The sequence below is a fragment of the Labrys sp. WJW genome (assembly GCF_001676615.1).
Taxonomy (GTDB): Bacteria; Pseudomonadota; Alphaproteobacteria; order Rhizobiales; family Labraceae; genus Labrys; species Labrys sedimenti.
Map to the genome: position 1 here is coordinate 16,305 of NZ_LYXZ01000040.1, position 17,577 is coordinate 33,881.

Annotated in this window: 18 protein-coding genes; 7 read left to right on the forward strand and 11 right to left on the reverse strand. The window is 66.1% G+C overall.

The window, feature by feature from the left end:
• Nucleotides 1-25: 25 nt before the first annotated feature.
• Nucleotides 26-1,561: a bifunctional UDP-sugar hydrolase/5'-nucleotidase gene (locus BA190_RS23555; protein WP_068293651.1), complete on the forward strand. Its 1,536-nt coding sequence runs from the start codon at nucleotides 26-28 to the stop codon at nucleotides 1,559-1,561.
• A 238-nt stretch (nucleotides 1,562-1,799) separates the two neighbouring features.
• Here the strand turns inward: BA190_RS23555 and BA190_RS23560 are convergent, their stop codons facing one another.
• Complete coding sequence (locus BA190_RS23560) at nucleotides 1,800-3,113, reverse strand: AcvB/VirJ family lysyl-phosphatidylglycerol hydrolase (RefSeq protein WP_068293229.1); 1,314 nt, start codon at nucleotides 3,111-3,113, stop codon at nucleotides 1,800-1,802.
• A gap of 156 nt (nucleotides 3,114-3,269) precedes the next feature.
• The gene (locus BA190_RS23565) at nucleotides 3,270-4,187 is read right to left on the reverse strand and encodes a DMT family transporter (RefSeq protein ID WP_068293231.1); all 918 of its coding nucleotides are present in this window, start codon (nucleotides 4,185-4,187) and stop codon (nucleotides 3,270-3,272) included.
• A 281-nt stretch (nucleotides 4,188-4,468) separates the two neighbouring features.
• On the opposite strand from BA190_RS23565, the gene BA190_RS23570 reads away from it, so the two are divergent.
• Nucleotides 4,469-5,335, forward strand: coding sequence for a LysR substrate-binding domain-containing protein (locus tag BA190_RS23570; protein ID WP_068293233.1), 867 nt, complete (start codon nucleotides 4,469-4,471; stop codon nucleotides 5,333-5,335).
• A 206-nt stretch (nucleotides 5,336-5,541) separates the two neighbouring features.
• On the opposite strand, the gene BA190_RS23575 is transcribed toward BA190_RS23570, so the two are convergent.
• From BA190_RS23575 to BA190_RS23585, 3 genes are all read right to left on the reverse strand, one after another.
• Entirely contained in the window at nucleotides 5,542-5,784 is a 243-nt protein-coding gene (locus tag BA190_RS23575) for a hypothetical protein (protein WP_068293234.1), read from the reverse strand.
• Between the two features lie 430 nt (nucleotides 5,785-6,214).
• Entirely contained in the window at nucleotides 6,215-6,826 is a 612-nt protein-coding gene (locus tag BA190_RS23580; RefSeq protein WP_068293237.1) for an SDR family NAD(P)-dependent oxidoreductase, read from the reverse strand.
• Nucleotides 6,827-6,932: 106 nt separating this feature from the next.
• Nucleotides 6,933-8,147, reverse strand: a complete 1,215-nt coding sequence (locus BA190_RS23585) for a ubiquinone biosynthesis hydroxylase (protein ID WP_068293240.1) — start codon at nucleotides 8,145-8,147, stop codon at nucleotides 6,933-6,935.
• A gap of 165 nt (nucleotides 8,148-8,312) precedes the next feature.
• On the opposite strand from BA190_RS23585, the gene tesB reads away from it, so the two are divergent.
• Nucleotides 8,313-9,185: an acyl-CoA thioesterase II gene (gene tesB, locus BA190_RS23590; RefSeq protein WP_068293243.1), complete on the forward strand. Its 873-nt coding sequence runs from the start codon at nucleotides 8,313-8,315 to the stop codon at nucleotides 9,183-9,185.
• Nucleotides 9,186-9,219: 34 nt separating this feature from the next.
• On the opposite strand, the gene BA190_RS23595 is transcribed toward tesB, so the two are convergent.
• From BA190_RS23595 to BA190_RS23605, 3 genes are all read right to left on the reverse strand, one after another.
• Entirely contained in the window at nucleotides 9,220-9,552 is a 333-nt protein-coding gene (locus BA190_RS23595; RefSeq protein WP_068293245.1) for a hypothetical protein, read from the reverse strand.
• A 172-nt stretch (nucleotides 9,553-9,724) separates the two neighbouring features.
• Entirely contained in the window at nucleotides 9,725-10,054 is a 330-nt protein-coding gene (locus BA190_RS23600; RefSeq protein WP_245314928.1) for a DUF167 family protein, read from the reverse strand.
• Entirely contained in the window at nucleotides 10,051-10,341 is a 291-nt protein-coding gene (locus BA190_RS23605) for a YggT family protein (protein WP_068293246.1), read from the reverse strand. Before BA190_RS23605 ends, BA190_RS23600 begins: the two co-directional genes overlap by 4 nt.
• 140 nt (nucleotides 10,342-10,481) lie before the next feature.
• On the opposite strand from BA190_RS23605, the gene nthA reads away from it, so the two are divergent.
• Both nthA and BA190_RS23615 read left to right on the forward strand, forming a co-directional pair.
• Nucleotides 10,482-11,120, forward strand: a complete 639-nt coding sequence (gene nthA / locus BA190_RS23610; RefSeq protein WP_082979995.1) for a nitrile hydratase subunit alpha — start codon at nucleotides 10,482-10,484, stop codon at nucleotides 11,118-11,120.
• Between the two features lie 209 nt (nucleotides 11,121-11,329).
• Nucleotides 11,330-12,145 carry a phosphate/phosphite/phosphonate ABC transporter substrate-binding protein gene (locus tag BA190_RS23615; protein ID WP_068293251.1) on the forward strand — a complete coding sequence of 272 codons (816 nt, stop codon included), beginning with the start codon at nucleotides 11,330-11,332 and terminating at the stop codon, nucleotides 12,143-12,145.
• Between the two features lie 116 nt (nucleotides 12,146-12,261).
• Here BA190_RS23615 and BA190_RS37250 read toward each other — a convergent pair whose 3' ends face one another.
• Together BA190_RS37250 and BA190_RS23625 are read right to left on the reverse strand one after the other, a co-directional pair.
• The gene (locus BA190_RS37250) at nucleotides 12,262-13,350 is read right to left on the reverse strand and encodes a cell wall hydrolase (protein WP_068293257.1); all 1,089 of its coding nucleotides are present in this window, start codon (nucleotides 13,348-13,350) and stop codon (nucleotides 12,262-12,264) included.
• 180 nt (nucleotides 13,351-13,530) lie between these two features.
• Nucleotides 13,531-14,514, reverse strand: coding sequence for a LysR substrate-binding domain-containing protein (locus tag BA190_RS23625; RefSeq protein ID WP_156771676.1), 984 nt, complete (start codon nucleotides 14,512-14,514; stop codon nucleotides 13,531-13,533).
• Between the two features lie 322 nt (nucleotides 14,515-14,836).
• Between BA190_RS23625 and gabT the strand changes: the two genes are divergently transcribed.
• Together gabT and BA190_RS23635 are read left to right on the forward strand one after the other, a co-directional pair.
• On the forward strand, nucleotides 14,837-16,156 hold the full coding sequence (gene gabT, locus BA190_RS23630; protein ID WP_068293260.1) for a 4-aminobutyrate--2-oxoglutarate transaminase: 1,320 nt from the start codon (nucleotides 14,837-14,839) through the stop codon (nucleotides 16,154-16,156).
• 10 nt (nucleotides 16,157-16,166) lie between these two features.
• Nucleotides 16,167-16,451, forward strand: a complete 285-nt coding sequence (locus BA190_RS23635) for a hypothetical protein (protein ID WP_202908511.1) — start codon at nucleotides 16,167-16,169, stop codon at nucleotides 16,449-16,451.
• Between the two features lie 108 nt (nucleotides 16,452-16,559).
• Here BA190_RS23635 and BA190_RS23640 read toward each other — a convergent pair whose 3' ends face one another.
• Nucleotides 16,560-17,558, reverse strand: coding sequence for a Gfo/Idh/MocA family protein (locus tag BA190_RS23640; protein ID WP_068293263.1), 999 nt, complete (start codon nucleotides 17,556-17,558; stop codon nucleotides 16,560-16,562).
• Nucleotides 17,559-17,577: the final 19 nt, after the last annotated feature.

The following is a 17,577-nucleotide window of genomic DNA, read 5'->3' on the forward strand; positions in this document are numbered from 1 at the left end:
TCCACCGCCTTTCGGGATGCCCGCCATGCCTCGTCTCAACCGCCGCCAGACGCTGGGCCTCGGCCTGGCCGCCGGCTTTTCCGTCACCATGCTGTCGGGCGCGGCCGAGACCGCCGAGGCGGCGCCTGCCGGCACCACCTTTTCGCTGCTGCTCGTCAACGACATCTACAAGGCCGGCGACACCAAGGGCCGCGGCGGCTTTGCCAAGCTCGCGGCCGTGGTCAAGGCCGAGCGCGCCCGCGGCGTGCCCATGCTGTTCTGCCACGCGGGGGATTGCTTCTCGCCCTCGCTGATGTCGGGCTTCGACCAGGGCGAGCACATCGTCGCCCTCACCAACATGATCCGGCCCGACATCTTCGTGCCCGGCAATCACGAGTTCGATTTCGGCACCGAGGTCTATTTCAAGCGCATGGGGGAAGCGAACTTTCCCTTCTACGCCGCCAATATGCGCCGGGCCGATGGCAGTCCCATCCCCGGCATGAAGGACAATTCGATCCACGAGCTCGGCGGCATCAAGGTCGGCGTCACCAGCCTGGCTTTGGCGGCGACGCCCCAGATGTCGCAGAGCGGCGACCTCGTCTTCGCGCCGGAGCTGGAGACGCTGAAGCGCGAGGTGGAGATCCTGCGCAGAGAGGGCGCCGAATTCATCGTCTGCGTCGCCCATACCGATCGCGACATGGACAATCAGATCGTGCGCTCCCGGCTGGTCGACGTGCTGCTCACCGGCCACGACCACGATCTCGCCATCAGCTATGACGGCCGCACGGTGATGGTGGAATCCAACGAGGAGGGCAATTTCGTCACCGCCATCGATTTCGTGGTGACGGCGAGCGGCGAGGGCAAAAGCCGCAAGATCGCCTGGCTGCCGAGCTTTCGCGTGCATGACAGCCTGTCGGTCGAGGCGGACCCCGAGGTGCAGGCCGCGGTCGACAAGCTCGAGGCCGAGCTCTCGCGCGAGCTCGACGTCGTGATCGCCACCACCGCCGTCGAGCTCGACAGCCGCACCGCCAGCGTGCGGTCGCAGGAAACCGCCATGGGCGATCTCATCGCCGACGCCATCCGCGCCCGCACCGGCGCCGATTGCGCCATCACCAATGGCGGCGGCATCCGAGCCAACAAGCTCTATCCGGCCGGGGCGCGGCTGACCCGCCGCGACATCCTCTCCGAACTCCCCTTCGGCAACACCACGGTGCTGGTCGAGCTCGAGGGTGCCGATATCAAGGCCGCGCTCGAAAACGGCGTCTCGCAGCTGCAGAACTATGCCGGCCGCTTCCCGCAGGTCTCGGGCCTCACCATCACGGTGGATGCCAAGGCGCCGGTGGGCGCGCGCATCGTCTCGGTCAGCGTCAATGGCGAGGCGCTCGATCCGGGCAGGCGCTACAAGCTCGCCTCCAACAACTTCATGCTGGCGGGCGGCGACGGCTATGACGCCATCGGCCGCGGCCGCGTGCTGATCGGGGCGACCGACGGCAAGCTGCTCGCCAATGAGGTGATGGTCTATCTGCGCGAGAAGGGCACGGTGACCACCGGCGCCGGCGGGCGGATCAGGGTGGAGGGCTGAGGGGGGTGGCGTTGGAGCGCGGGCTCTTTACCCTCCCCTCGATGGGGAGGGTCGACGCGAAGCGTCGGGGTGGGGTGACCTTCTTATGGGAAACTGTCCTTCTGTTGACGACGGCCTGCGCAATCCCACCCCACCCCGGCCTTCCAGGCCGACCCTCCCCATCGAGGGGAGGGTACAAGGCGTGCTCTCATCGCAAAGCAAGCCCACGGACGACGCCCCCGCGCTCCCGGGCCCGCCCTCAATGCACGTGGCTTGCCGTCTTCGCCTGGCGCGGCACCGGATCGGCGGAGAGCAGCGGCGCCACGATGATGTCGGCCAGCCTTTCGGCATCGCCGCTGAAACCGTGGCCGCCGGCCTCGCGCAGGATGGCGAAATCCGGGCGCGCCTTGGCCAGGGCCGGACAGGCCAAGGCGGCCATGCGGTCCTCCTGGCCGTAGATGCACTGGACATTGGGCGCGTCGATGCGCGCCGCCTCGGGCAGGAGCGCGATCTCGTTGGGATAGTCGTCGTCGCTGAGTTCCACCCGCATGTCGGTCGCCGGCGCGATCGATAAGAGGGAGACCACCGCGACGATGCGCTTGATGCGCAGGGGCAGGCGGTTATAGACCAGCGGCAGGGCGTCGCCGCCGAAGGAATAGCCGACCAGGGCCACCCGATCGACCGGCCAGGCGGCGCGGTAATGCTTGATGATGCGCTTGAGATCGGTGGCGACCTCGCCCGGATCGCGCTTGGCCCAGAAATAGCGCCTGGAATCGATGGTGACCACGCCGACCCCGCGCCGGGTCAGGGCCGTGGCCAGATCGACGTTGAGCTGGCCCATGCCGCCATCCCCCGTCAGCACCACGGCGAGCCGATGGGCCGGCTCGGCGGGTTCGGAGACGTAGAGCGGCAGGTCGGAGAGCTCGTCCGGGCCATGCGGGCCGGCATCCTTGCCGAGGGCCTCGGCCGCCTCTTCGGCGGCGCTCTCGTCGCCATCCTCGATTTCCCGCAGCGCCATGAAACTGGCGGTGGTCGCCGCCGAGACGTCGGCGCTGGCCAGGGCGGCCTTGTCGATGGCGCAGGCCGAGATCGTATCGGGCCTCATCGTGGTGGTGTGGACGGCGATCACCCCGGCGATGCGATGGCTGTCGGCCTGCAGTGCGAGCGACCGCGCGGCGTCGCGGCCGAGGCCGGCGCCGGCCAGCACAGGCGTGACATAGGGCGCGATCGCCTGCTCGCGCTCGATGCGCAGCGTGGTGTCCTCGATATGGCCGGCGAGTTCGGGGCAGGTCATGCGGCGGTGGCCGCCGGCGGTGCGCCTAGCCGTCGGCCAGTTGAGGCCGATCACCAAATCGCCGCGCTGGCGGAATTCGCTGGCGAGGGTGTCCTCGTCGCGGCCGAAGCCGTCGGCGTCGGACAACAGCACGATGACGTTGGCCGGCTTGTCGGCGGGCTTGTAGAGCTTGACGTCGTCGAAGATCGCGTCCTCGACGTCCTGCGGGGCGGCGGCCTGCGCGGCAGCCGGCAGTTGCGCGAGGATCATCAGGGCGGACAGGGCAAGGAACAAACGCATGGATCACCTGAGGGCATGCGACGGCCCACCGCTTCGCATGCACAAGAACATGTCGTCGGTTCTGGATTGCAGTCCGATCCAGAACCGACGACATGCCCTGAGGTAAACTATGCCCGGCTCGATGTGCTGTCGAGTCCGCGATTGGGCGTAGGCCCATCACTTCATGTTGATGCGCGTCATCACCACGGCGGCCAGGATCAGCACGCCGCCGACAAGCTGGTCGAGGCTCAGCGCCTCGCCGAAGACGAAATAGGCGATGATGGCCGACAGCACCGGGTGCGAGAGCAGGATGATCGCCACCACGCCGGCGGGCAGCCGGCCGATGCCGACCGCGCTCAGCCCCTGGCCGAGCACCTGGCAGATCAGGCCGAGGCCGATCACCACGGCCCAGCCCTGCGGCGACTGCGGCAGGAAGGGGCCGCCCTCGACCAGCACGATGGCGATGAGACCGATTGACGCGACCACGGTGGAGACCAGCGAGGCGTCGGCAGCCAGGCGGGTGTTGCGCGCCACGCGCAGCGCCACGAGATAGAAGGCATAGGCGAGCGCCGCGCCGAGGGCCAGCAGATCGCCCCTGCCCATGGTGAGGCCGGTGCGATGGGCGCCGCTGGTGATGGCCACGCCGACCAGGGCGATGGCCAGAGCCCCCAGCACCGCCGGGCGGATGCGGTCGCGCAGCAGCACGAAGCCGGCGACCACCGAGGCCACCGGCGCCAGGTTCGAGATGAAGCTGGCATTGGCCACCGAGGTCAGCGGCAGGGCGGCATGGTAGAAGGCGAGATCGGCGGCAAAGGCGACGCCCGCGAGGCTGGCCGCCAGCAGGCCCGGCCGGGTCAGCAAGGACGCCATGCTGCCGCGCCCGGCCCGCCGCCGCTCGGCCTCGGCCCAGACGAACAGCACCGGCAGCGAGAATACCAGCCGCCAGAAGGCGGCGGCGGCCGGCGCGACATCGGCGAAGCGGATCAGGATGGGCGACCAGGCGATCGCCAGGACGGAGGCGATCATGGCGCCCAGGCCCACGGAATCGAGGGCAGGAAGACTGGCCGAACGCGGGGCGGAAGCGATGTCGCTCATGACGGACTCGGAGGGGCTGGTACGCGTATTTGGACTCGTCGATGGATAAACGGATCGAACTGGCTCGACCTTTGTCATTGCCGGGCTTGACCCGGCAATCCACGCCCCTTTCAGGCCGGGAAGACGGAGCCGCTGGATGCCCGGGTCAGGCCCGGGCATGACAAAGGCGGAGCTTCAATTGGTTCCGGCCCATGACTTGCCGCCAGAATAAGCCGCGCTTCACATAAGCGAAAACGAATGTATCTTATGGCAGGATTTCATTTCCTTATGGATCTACCTCAATGCGCCATTTCGATACCGACAGCCTGGAAACGCTGGTCACCATCATCGATCGCGGCGGCTTCACCGCCGCCGGCGAGGCGCTCGGCAAGACGCAGGCGGCCGTCAGCGTGATCGTCTCGCGCATGGAGGCGCGCATCGGCAAGCGCCTGCTGGAACGCTCGCGCAAGGGGGTCACGCCGACCTTCGCCGGCGAGATCCTGATCGGCTATGCCCGCCGCATCCTCAGCCTGGAGGACGAGGCGCTCGCCGCCATCGGCGGCGACGAGGCCGCCGGCCGGGTGCGCCTTGCGGTGCCAGACGACTTCGTCGACATGATGGTGTCGCCGCTGATCGGCGCCTTCTCCCGGCGCTTCCCGCGCGTGCAGCTCGAAATGCGCTGCGACCTCTCCTTCCGCCTCGAGCCCATGCTGGAGCGCGGCGAGGTCGATCTCGCCATCATCACCCAGGACCCGGCCCATCCGCTCGGCGAAGTGCTGCGCCGCGAGCCGAGGGCCTGGTGCGCCGCGCGCGATCATCGCCCCGAGCTGATCGATCCCCTGCCGCTCGCCATGTTCCCGGAAGGCTGCCGCTGCCGGCCCGATGCGCTCGCGGCCCTCGATGCCATGGGCCGGCCCTGGCGCATCGCCTATACGTCCAGCCACATGCCCGGCATCCATTCGGCCGTGAATGCCGGCATGGCGGTCACCATTCTCGGCATTTCCTCCATTCCCAAGGAATGGCGCCGCCTGGGCGAGGAGGAGGGTTTTCCGGAGCTGCCGCATCTCGACATCGCCCTGGTCGTGCCCGCCAATGCCAGCGTCGCCACCAAGCGCTTCGCCACCTTCCTGCGCGAAACCGTGCTGCAGCAGGAAGCGCTGGCGGCCTAACACCAGCGGTCGCGATGTTTGACTCATGCGTCATTGCGAGCGCAGCGAAGCAATCCAGGAGCCATGGCTACCGCCTGTTCGGGCCGTGGATTGCTTCGCTGCGCTCGCAATGACGGTACCTGATCGGTCAATCATCGATACCGTTGGTATAAGCAGTTTCCCGAGAGAGAAGCGTCAATCGGCCAAGAGGTCAAACGGCCAAGACGTCAATCGGCCAGGACGCGGTCGTTGCGGCAGACATTCACATTCGTGAAGGTTGCCTCATAGCCGTCGCTGAACCGGACCTTGATGTCGAAGAAGCAGTTGGACCCGCTCATGCTCAGCACCTTCGAGCTCTGCGGGGCGACGGGGGATGCCAGGTCGGCAGGCTGCCAGGGATCGCTTTCGCCGGCATTGGCAAAGAAGACTTCCTGGATGGAACGGCCCGAATTACGATTGACCACCGTCACCGTCCCATCTGCAAAAGCCGATGTAGAGAGCGTCAGGCCTACCAGAACGACCGATCCAAAAGCAAAAATTGTCGTATTTATATTTCTCATTTCTTCTACCGCAGCATTGATAGGGGAATACAATATTAAACTCGACGGTCACTGCCGAATAGACGTTCGGATCAACCTCGACATGACAATGAATCGAAGTCTTTCACCCGCATTCATTCCCGCTACGGTTACTCCTGCCCCAGAATCATTGTCAAGGCACCCCGATGCACTGAAGCAAAGATGTGTTTAGGCGGGAACACTCCCGGCCTCAATTCTTCGTTTCGCTACGTTGTCGTGCTTTCCGGCACCGCCGCCTTTCGGCAAAACGAAGGGCGCCATAGGCCTGCCCTGGCGGCCGGCAGGCCCCAATGAACCCGATATCGCCGGTGCTGTTGCCGCCTCAGGCGCCCAACATGGCGCCATTGATCGCAACGGCGCGGGCAGACAGCAGAAAAGCGACGCTGTCGGCGAGTGCTTCGGCGTCCTTGCCGATCAGATTGATACGGCCGGCGGCCTTGCTTGCGAAATGGCCGATGACGGCTTCCAGCCCGCCGCGGCATGCCGTCGCCGGCCAGTCATTCCCCGATTTCGGCGCCACGAGAACGATAGCGCCCGGCGAGGCCAGCACGGGAAGCACGGCCTCGACGGCCTCGACCGCATGGCCGAGATTGAGCGCCAGCTCGGCCTGCCAGGCCTCCCGTTCCTGCCCCTCGCGCCCCTGCCCTACCGCCATGGTGGCATTGCAGACCAGGCCGTCCAGGCGCCCGAAGATCTCGGTCACGGCGCCGATGAAGGCGGCCGCCTCGCCCGGCACGGAGAGGTCGCAGGCATAGGCGAGGCAGCGTCCGCCATGGCCTTCGATCACGGCATGGGCCTCGGCCAGCTCCTGCGCCGAGCGCGCCGCGATCGCCACCGCCGCGCCCTCCGCCGCCAGGCGCTCGGCAATCGCCCGCCCGACGCCCCGCGAAGCACCCGTCAGCGCGATGACCTTGCCGGCAAGTTCCAGATCCATGCGGCCCCCATTCACAACCGAGCAGCGACAGTATCAGATTGGCGTGTGGAGCGCGGACATCTTGTCCGCTCTTGTAAGGGCGGACAAGATGTCCGCGCTCCATCCCTCACCGCATCAGGCGCGGCACCGTCCCGGTCAGGCCGGTGGCCTCCCGGATGAACAGCCGCTTGGCCGCCGGGAAGCGCTCCACCAGGCCGAGACCGACATCGCGCACCAGGCGGATGGCGTCGTGGTCGTTGGAGAACAGCCGGTTCAGGCCGTCGGTGGCGAGGCCCATCGAGACGGTGTCGAAGCGCCGCCAGCGCTGATAGCGCTCCAGCACGTCCGGGCTGCCGATATCCAGCCCGAGAGCCGCCGCATCCACCACGCATTCGGCGAGAGCCGCCGCATCACGGATGCCCATATTGAGGCCCTGGCCGGCGATGGGATGGATGATATGGGCGGCATCGCCGACCAGGGCCAGCCGATCGGCGATGAAACTGCGGGCAATGCGCATCGAGAGCGGGAAGGCGGCGCGCGGCCCGATCACCTTGAGTTCACCGAGCTTGAGGCCGAAGCGGCGCTCCAGTTCGGCATGGAAGCCGGCATCGTCGAGGCCGAGGATGCGGGTCGCCTCATCCGTCTTCTCGGTCCAAACGAGCGAGGAGCGGCGCCCGGTCAGCGGCAGGATGGCGAAGGGACCGGCGGGCAGGAAATGCTCTTCCGCCCGCCCTTCATGGTCGAGTTCATGCTCGACGGTGGTGACGATGCCGGACTGGCCATAGTCCCAGCCATGCATGGCAATGCCGGCCTGCTCGCGCAGGCGCGAGCGCCCGCCATCGGCCGCCGCCAGCAATTGCGTGGCGATGTCGTCGCCGGAGGGCAGCTCGGCGGTGATACCGTCCTCGGTCAGCTTGTAGCGGCTGACGGAAGCCCCCTGCCCGCGCAGCTCGATGCCGAGGGCTTCGGCCCGCGCCACCAGGGCATCGAGCAGCAGCCGGTTCTCGACCATATGGCCGAAGGGCTCGCCCGGCTCGACATCGCCGGCGAAGGACAGGAAGCTCGGCCGGATCGGATCGTCGAGCTTGGAATCGGTGATCACCATGTCCAGGATCGGCTGGGCCTCATCGGCCACCGCCTCCCAGACGCCGAGCTTTTCCAGGAAGCGCCGCGCGCCGGTGGCGATGGAGGACGAGCGCGGATCACGCGAAGGGCCCTTGCCGAGCATGGGATCGACGATGACGACCGAAAAGCCCGCGCCGAGCTCGGTCTTCAGCGCCAAGGCGAGACCGAGGCCGGCGAACCCGCCTCCGGCGATGACAAGATCGGCTTTGCTGGCCATGTCCGAACCCCACGCTTGACTTTCCAAAGCGTTTTGCGATTTGACGGAATCACCTCGAATCGCAAAGACGCGTCCAACCAAAGAGCTAGAGTAAAGGGCGTTTCTACCAAAACGCGCTTTGCTTTAGGAAGGATCGCTGCTCTGCCTTCCATCAAGGAAAGCTTCATGTCCGATCCCTTTGCGAATCTCATCTCGATACTCGATCTCGAACAGCTCGAACACAATCTTTACCGCGGCACGAGCCCGCAGGGTGGCTGGCAGCGCGTTTTCGGCGGCCTGGTGATCAGCCAGGCCCTGGTGGCGGCGACGCGCACCGTCGAGCCCGACCGCCATGTCCATTCCCTGCACGGCTATTTCCTGCGCCCCGGCGATCCCAGCGTGCCGATCATCTACCAGGTCGACCGGCTGCGCGACGGCAAAAGCTTCACCACCCGCCGCGCCATCGCCATCCAGCATGGCCAGCCGATCTTCTCGCTGTCCTGTTCCTACCATCGCCCCGAAGAGGGCTGGCACCACCAGGCGACCATGCCCGACGTGCCCACGCCCGATCAATTGCCGAGCATCGCCGAGCTCAAGGACCAGTTCCTCGGCCATCTGCCCAAGGTCGTCCGCGACTATTGGGAGCGCGAGCGCCCGATCGAACTCAGGCCGGTCGACATGAAGCGCTACACCGCCCGCACGCCCCGGGAGCCCCGGCAATATATCTGGATCCGCGCGGCCCGTAAGCTGCCCGACGACCGGCCTCTGCACGAAGCCGTACTGGCCTACACCACCGACATGACCCTGCTCGACACCACGCTCGTCGCCCATGGCAAGAGCGTGTTCGATCCCGACGTGCAGCCCGCGTCGATCGACCATGCCATGTGGTTCCATGCCCCGTTCAAGATGGACGAATGGCTGCTCTACGCGCAGGAAAGCCCGTTCACGGGCGGCGCCCGCGGCTTTGCCCGCGGCGAGATCTGGCAGGAAGGCCGCCTGATCGCCTCGGTGGCCCAGGAAGGCCTGATCCGCAAGCACTGGGGCAAGCCGCCGGGCTGAGACATCACCTCGAGGGTGTCCGGGTTGGCCAGCCCTATTTCGCCGTGAAGAAGGTCAGGAGCACCTTGCCCTTCTCGCCGATCAGGCAGACGAAGCGGTCGGGCCGGCCCGCCTCCTTCCCTCTCTTGATATAGGCCTCGCCCAGGACGACGGCCCTGACCGGCACGTCGCCGACCTTGGTGTCCGCCGCCGAGACCGCAATGCTCTCCTGGTCGATGACGAGATCGGCGATGTCGGGCGCCTTCTGCTGGAGCGCCAGCAGGCCGCTTGCCTTGCAGGCCGCCACTTCGGGGGCCTCGGCCGCCCGGGCGTCGAGCGCCAGCATCATTCCGCCCGCGGCCAGAAGTGAACGCAAAATCATCGCCATATGGCCAGTTCCCCACTCTTGCTCCAGCAAAATTGCCCATAGCGTCTTGCGATTTGACGGAGTCACCAAGAATCGCAAAGACGCGTCGAAACAAAGAGTTAGAGCAAAGAAGCGGCTTCGCTAAAACGCGCTTTGCTCTAGTTAACGCAAGGTGAGGGCGTTTGTTCCGCGGCTATCGGCCGATCGCAGCGAGAATGGATCGTTCCAGTGCGGCGCCGTCGCCTTCCACCTGCACCATCTTGATCCGGCTGGTCGCTCCCTGCGCGATCGACACGCGGCTGGCGGGCACGCCCAGGGCCTTGGCCACCAGCTTGACCAAAGCCTGGTTGGCCTCTCCGTCGGCAGGCACGGCACGCACCTTCGCCGTCAGCACGGCCCGGCCGTCCGATAGGGTCTCCACGTTGCCGAGCGCATCCCTGCTGCCGCGCGGCGTCAGGCGCATCGCGACGAGCAGCCCGGCAGGCGTGATTCGCCAGGGGGCGACAGGATCGGAAGCGCTCAAGGCACGTAGGGATAGATGTAATAGGCGATGATCCGCTCGATGAAGATCGCGATCAGGATCGCCACGAAGGGCGAGAAGTCGATACTGCCGAAATCGGGCAGGCGGCGCCGGATCGGCGCGAACACCGGCTCGGTCAGGCGATAGAGGGCATCGCCGATCGCCGCCACCGTCGGATTGCGGCGGCTGACCACGTTGAACGCCACCAGGTATGAAAACACCACGGAAGCCAGCACGATATAGATATAGAGCTGCAGCAGGATGAGGATGATGTCGAGGATCGCGCGCATCGGGTCTCCAAGCCTTCCGGGCCATTCACACCTGCCCCTGATCTAGCGACCGGGACGGTGCACCGCAAGGGCGCGGATCGAGAACCGGCGGATGTCACAGCGACATTGCCTCTCACCGCGATCTCTGCGACACATTTGCCATGAGCACGCATGATCACGATCACGACCATGACGACGACCATCATCATGGCGCGCCGCCCTCCCCCATGGCCGAGCGGGTGAAGAAGCTCGAAGCCGTGCTGGTCGAGAAGGGCTATGTCGACCCGGCAGCCCTCGACGTCTTCATCGACACCTATGAGACCAAGGTCGGTCCGCGCAACGGCGCCCATGTCGTTGCCCATGCCTGGCGGGACGAGGAATTCCGGACCTGGCTGCTGGAGGACGCCACCGCGGCGATCGCCTCGCTCGGCTATTCGGGCCGCCAGGGTGAGCATATGAAGGTGGTGGAGAACAAGCCGGGACTCCACAACCTCATCGTCTGCACGTTGTGCTCCTGCTACCCCTGGTCGGTGCTCGGCCTGCCGCCGGTCTGGTACAAATCCGCGCCCTATCGCTCGCGCGCCGTGATCGATCCACGCGGCGTGCTCGCCGAATTCGGTGTCACCCTGCCCGAGGACACCGAGATCCGGGTCTGGGATTCGACGGCGGAACTGCGCTACCTCGTGCTGCCCCAGCGGCCCGACGGCACCAAGGGCTGGAGCGAAATGGCGCTGGCCCAGCTCGTCACCCGCGATTCCATGATCGGTACCGGCCTCGCCATCCAGCCGGGCGGGCTGTGATATCTGTCGGCAGCAAACACCTCTTGTCATCCCCGGCGAGGCCGCAGGCCGAGGGTATCGTCACAAGCTTCGCTTCTGACTGGGATCCAGGGGTTTGTGAAGCTCTTCCTAGGCCCCTGGATCCCCTTCCCCTCGCCCTCTCTCGCTATGCTCGGGAGTGGCTCGACCGGGGATGACAATCCATCCGTTTTCGAAAGATCTCAAAGCCCATGACCCGCTTCATCGCCAATGCCCGCATGTATTCCGTCACGCCTGAGGTCGAGGAGCATTGGAAGGTCCTGCTCGGCCATGTCATGGCGAGCGCCGGCGTGGCCTTCGACTATGAGCCCTATCCGGCCCCGCAGCCCCTGGAAGTGCTGTGGGAGCGCGACGACCTCGGCTGCGTCTTCATGTGCGGCTATCCCATCGCCTTCCAGCTCTCGGAAGTCATCCCGATCGCCGCGCCCATCCCGGCCGCCGAATGGGCGGGTGGCAAGCCGCTCTACCGTTCCGACCTGATCGTGAAGGCGGACAGCCCCTTCCGGCGCCTCGAGGATACGTTCGGCCATCGCATCGGCTGGACGGTGGAGCACTCCCACTCCGGCTTCAACGCGCTGCGCCATCATTTGCTGCCCCATCGCTCGCCCGATCGCCCGGCGCTCTACCGCGAGGTCGTCGGCAATCTCATCACCGCGCGCGGGATTCTTGACAAGGTGCTGGCCGGCGAGATCGATGTCGGCCCACTGGACGGCTATTGGCACGAACTCATCCGAGCCTATCGCCCCGACCTGACCGAGGGCATTCGCGTGATCGGTTCGACCGGCCTGGCGCCGATCCCCTCCTTCGTGGCGGCTCCAGGCCTGCCCGCAGAGACGATCGTGCGGCTCAAGGCCGCCTTCGCTGCCGCTCACCATCAGCCCTGGTTCACCCCGCTCGGCGAGGCACTTCGGCTCAGCGGTTTCGCGCCGGTGGAGCAGGCCGATTTCGACAGGACGCTGGCCTGGGACCGCGAAGCCCGGGAACAGGGCTACGCCACAATCGCCTGAGCGCAGGCACCCCTTCACCCGATCCAGGCAAAGAAAAAGGGCGGAGAGACCCCCTCATCCGCCCTTCGAAAGCCCTCCCGTAAATCCGCAAGGGCGTCATCTCTGATGCAAGCCGATCAGTACAGTGGTTCCGGCTCCAGGCTCGAACGCCTCTTGTTGGTCCTGGGCTGGGGGGCCGGCTCAGGCATGCCGCCCATATCCGCCTGTACAGTCTCGGGCTGGATACGGACCGTGGGTACGGTGCGCGACTGGGCCACCATGGGCCGCCGCGGCTTGGCCGCAGGCGCCGATGCCTCGACACCGGACGGTCCCTGCTGGAAGTTGAACTGCGGCTGGGCGTTGCCACGGGCCGGCGGCAAGGCGATGTGGGAACCATCCTGCTGGGCTGCGCCCAGATGCACCTTGCCGACGGAACCGCGCGGCCGCACCGGCGGCAAGGCCTCCGGCACCATGCCCGCATCCGGATCATTCTGGGCGACCTGCACGTCAGGCACAGCGCGACGCTTGGCCTGATACAAGCGGGGACGGGTCGGCGGCAGGATATCGATGACAGGATCGGCCTGCGGAGCGGCATCCTGATAGGCCACGGTCGGCAGAGGCCGGGCGGCAGGGCGCGAATATCTGCGCGGCTGCGGCGCGGGCATCGGCTCGGCGGCGGCCACCGTCGTCGGCAGCGGCGGCATTTCGGCCTGGGCCACCATCACCGGCGGAGCGGAAGGCGCATCGCCACCGCGGCGGCGCTTCTCGTAGAAGGCATTGCCGCCGGCTACGGCCACGTAATGCATGTTGTTGTAGGGGTAGGTGTAGCCGGCCGTATGGAAGAAGTGCACGTTCTTCGACATGCCGGGATAGCGCTTGCCGCTGATCACTGCATCGGCGATGCGGAAGGCGCGCTCGCGGCCGGAATCGTTCATCTTCTTGGTCAGCACGCCCGGGGCGAACTGCACGCGCTGGCCAACCGTGCCGCAGATCGAGCGCGGATATTTGCCGGACTCGACGCGGTTCATCACCACCGTGCCGACGGCGAGCATGCCGTCGTCGCTGGAGCGGTTGGATTCGAAATACATGGCACGCGCCAGACACTCACGCTCATTCGTGGTGCTGGCCACACGCGAGGTCGAAAAGAGGGCGCAGCCGCCAAGAGCCGAGGTGACCGCCGCAATCGCGAGGAAACGCAGGGCAGATGTGAGGGTTCGTGTCTTCATGCGCTCGTTGTGTCGTGAGAAAGTTAACGACCGGTAATCATTTTTGTGGCGGAATTGCAACGAGCCTGCAAAACTTCTCCATACGGGTGTCTTTTTAACGGGATGGTTACCCGAATCTTGCCAGCCGTGCCCGATTTGCAACACTTTTGCGGCGTCGGAAGTGCCCTATGGTTAACGGACTCAAGCACTGGGTGCCCGCTCGCCGATCTCCTGGCGCAACCATTTGAGCAGGGTCGATATGGTGCGATGGCGCCAGCGCGCTTCGGGCGCAATCAGCCAATAGCTGCCGAGCGAGACGTCGGTGCCGAGGAGCTCGACTAGCCGTCCCGCCGCAATGTCCCCGTCCGCCTGCAAACTGGTCGACAGCGCCACCCCCTGGCCCGCCAGGGCCGCGTCATGGGTTGATGAAGCCGACCACAGCCACGGCCCCTTCAGCGTCGCCGCCCGGTAGCCGGCAAGACGGAAGAAGCGATGCCATTGGCTGGCATTGTCTTCATGAATGAGCTTCTGGCCGGCAAGATCGGCCAGGCTTGCAATCGGCGCCTGCGTCGCCAGCCAGGCCGGGCTGGCGACGGGAAAGATGCGCACGCGCTGGAGCAGCGCAGCCGTCACGGGCGATGCCGGCGCCTCCTCGGCGAAGATGATGGCGGCATCCGCTTCATGCCGAGCGAAATCGGGCTGGTCCGAAGTCGCGCGTACCACAATGATCGTATCCCGCAGCACGGCCTGCAAGGCATCGAGCCGCGGCGTGAGCCAGCGGGCCGCCAGGCCCGGCGCACACCACAGTCGCAACTGGCCGCGCAGGCGCTGGGCCGGCCGCAGCTCCATGGTGACTTCGGCGAGCTGGCCGAAAGCCGCGGTCGTCACTTCGAACAGCCGGGCACCGGCCTTGGTCAGCCTGACGCCACGCGCCCCGGAGGTAACGAGTTGAAGATCGAACCAGGCTTCCAGGTGGCGAACATGCCGGGACACCACCGTGTGGCTGACCCCGAGCGCTTCGCCGGCCTTGCGCATGGATGAAAAGCGCCCGACCGCCTCGAAGGCCCGCAGCATGGACAGGGGCGGCAGCCGGCCGCCGAAGGCCGACTCGGCGCCATCGCCGGCATCCTTCTCCTCGGTGCCGAATGCACCGTCGCTCGAAGGCCTGTCGCCTGGACCCGCCATTGCGCCGTGCCCTTCTCATACCCAAACCCGTTCCGCAGCCCCGCTTGTGGCACTCCGCGAGGTGACTGGTGCCTCAAGGCTTCAGTGGTTACAAATCCGCACCATCGCGGCAGGCATAAAGCACCTGCCGCGCGGCAGCAAGACATGGCAGGATTCCAGCCAAGCGCCTGATCAGCCGCAATCCAAGAGCGTCGTCACGGAAAGGCTCCGAACCGATCGGACAACAGTCCGTCGATGGTCCCGCACGGAGATTGACGAGCCGATCGCACAGCGCCATAGCATGCGCCCACAGCGCATTGATCAAGCAATCGGAGTTCGATCCATGAATGCACCCGCCACCAAGGCGCATGGCGCCAACCGCACCCAGACGGAGGACCTTCTGGAAAGGCGCGCCAGCGTCTTCACGCGCGGCATGAGCGCGGGCCAGCCGGTTTTCGCCGCCAAGGCCAAGAACTCCGAGATCTGGGACGTAGAAGGCCGCCGCTTCATCGATTTCGGCGGCGGCATCGCCGTGCTCAACACCGGCCATCGCCACCCCACCGTGATGAAGCGGGTGCAGGAGCAGCTCGACAAATACACCCATACCTGCCTGATGGTCACGCCCTATGAGCCGGCCGTGCAGGTCGCAGAAAAGCTCATCGAGATCGCGCCGATCTCCGGCCCCAAGAAGGTGATGCTGGTCACCACCGGCGCCGAGGCTGTCGAGAACGCCATCAAGATCGCAAGGGCCCATACCGGCCGTTCCGACGTCGTGGTGTTCAACGGCGCCTTCCATGGCCGCACTTTGCTGGCGATGGCGATGACCGGCAAGGTCGTGCCCTACAAGACCAAGTTCGGCCCCTTCCCGGGCGGTATCTGGCGCGTGCCCTATCCGATCGAGCACAAGGGCATTTCGGTCGAGGACACCTTCGAATCGCTGAAGTGGCTGTTCAAGACCGATGTCGACCCCAAGAACGTCGCCGCCATCGTGATCGAGCCGGTACAGGGTGAAGGCGGCTTCTACATCGCCTCGCCGGAATTCCTCAAGCGCCTGCGCGCTTTGTGCGACGAGCACGGCATCCTGCTGGTCGCCGACGAGATCCAGACCGGCTTCGGCCGCACCGGCAAGTGGTTCGCCATGGAGCATTCCGGCGTCGAGCCCGACCTGATCACCACCGCCAAGAGCCTGGCCGGCGGCTTCCCCCTCGCCGGTATCGTCGGCAAGGCCGATATCATGGATGCACCGGAGCCCGGCGGCCTCGGCGGCACCTATGCCGGCAACCCGGTGGCCTGCGCTGCCGCGCTCGGCGTGTTCGAAGCCTTCGAGGCCGAGGATCTGCTCGACAAGTCGGCCAAGCAGGGCGAGCTCATCCTCAAGCGCCTCAAGGCCATCAAGCGCAAGAAGACCGGGCGCCCGATCGGCGATATCCGCGGCCTCGGCGGCATGACGGCTTTCGAGCTCGTCACCAGCCATGGCGGCAACGAGCCCGATCCCGCCGCGGCCAAGGCTCTCGCCGCCGAATGCCTCGAGCGCGGCCTGATGATCCTCACCTGCGGCGTCTATGGCGAGACGGTGCGCCTCCTGGCCCCGCTCACCATCCAGCCGAAGGTGCTCAAGGAAGGCCTCGACATCCTCGAAGCCGCTTTGCTCGGACAGAAGTAAGCTCGGCGCGATGGGCCGTTTGCGGCTCCTCGTTCTATCTATCCTGCTGGCGCTTGCGAGCGCCGGCGGGCCTGCTCTTGCCGAGGTCCGCTTCGGCAGGAACGTCTATATCGGCGGCCATGACTTCTCCAACCGCCGCTACGGATCGGTGCATATCGAGACGACGACGCGGCGCCCGCCCTGGTATGGCTGCCGCTGGTACCGGCCCGGCTCGCGCTATCAGGGCCGTCTGATCCGCACGCGCACGCAGATCTGCAATCTCAGGCAGATCCCGTATTCGCAAAGGCGGCGATAAATCGCTGGGATCGCAGGCATCTTGCCTATAGGCGCTAACTTAAGGCGAGAGGGCTCGCGCGCTTAGCCTAATCTTCAACCCGATCATCTCGCCCGCCCCCTAAAATCCCTACACCACCTCCCATGCGCCGCTCTTTTCCGAGCGGAACAGCGCGTCGATGATCTTCATGTTCTGCACGGCGTCGGCCGGCCCATAGGGCAGCGTGATCTCGCCGCGGATGGCGGCGGAGAAGGCATCGACCTCCTCGGCATATTGGTCGACCGGGGCGATGGTCTCGGCCAGCGCCGAGGCGTCGCCAAGCCTGGAGCCATCGTCAGTATAGACGGTGACGGCCTCGGCCTGGGGTGCGTTGAAGGGGATGGTGATCTCGAAGCGCTTCTTGGTGCCGACGATATCGACCCGCTGCAACGGCGTGAGCTGCGTCGAGACCGTGAATTCGGTGCGGCGCCCCTCGCCGAAATCGAGGATGGCCGAGGTGAGACGATCGACGCCCGTCGCCGGATCGCGGTCGACGAGGGCGATCACCCGCCGCGGTTCGGCCTCGAAGATGAAGCGGCCGGCGACAATCGGATAGCAACCAATGTCGAGGATGCCGCCGCCGCCGATGTCGAGCTGGTTGCGGACATTGGCGGGATCGACGTTGTAGTAGGAGAAGAAGGCCTGGACGGCCCTGACTTCCCCGAGTTCGCCCGAGCGCGCGGCCTCCCGCGCCCGCAGCCATTGCGGATGGAAGCGCACCATGAAGGCTTCCATCACCAGCCGGTCGCGCGGCAGCACCAGGAGCTGCGCCGCATCCTGGGCCGTCAGGCCGATCGGCTTTTCGCACAGTACATGCTTGCCCGCCGCCACGGCCTGCAAAGTGAGCGGCACATGAAGATGGTTGGGCAGCGGATTGTAGATGGCATCGATATCCGGGTCGGCCAGCAAGGCCTCATACGAGCCATAGGCCTTGGGAATGCCGAGCTCCTTGGCGACGGCCTCGGCGCGGGCAAGGTCGCGAGAGGCGATGGCGACCGCTTCCGCGCCCTTTGCCCGCTGGATGCCGGGAATGACCTTGCCGGTACCGATCTTTGCCGTCGACAGGATGCCCCAACGCGTCTTGGCCATAGCGATTCGCTCCCGAGAA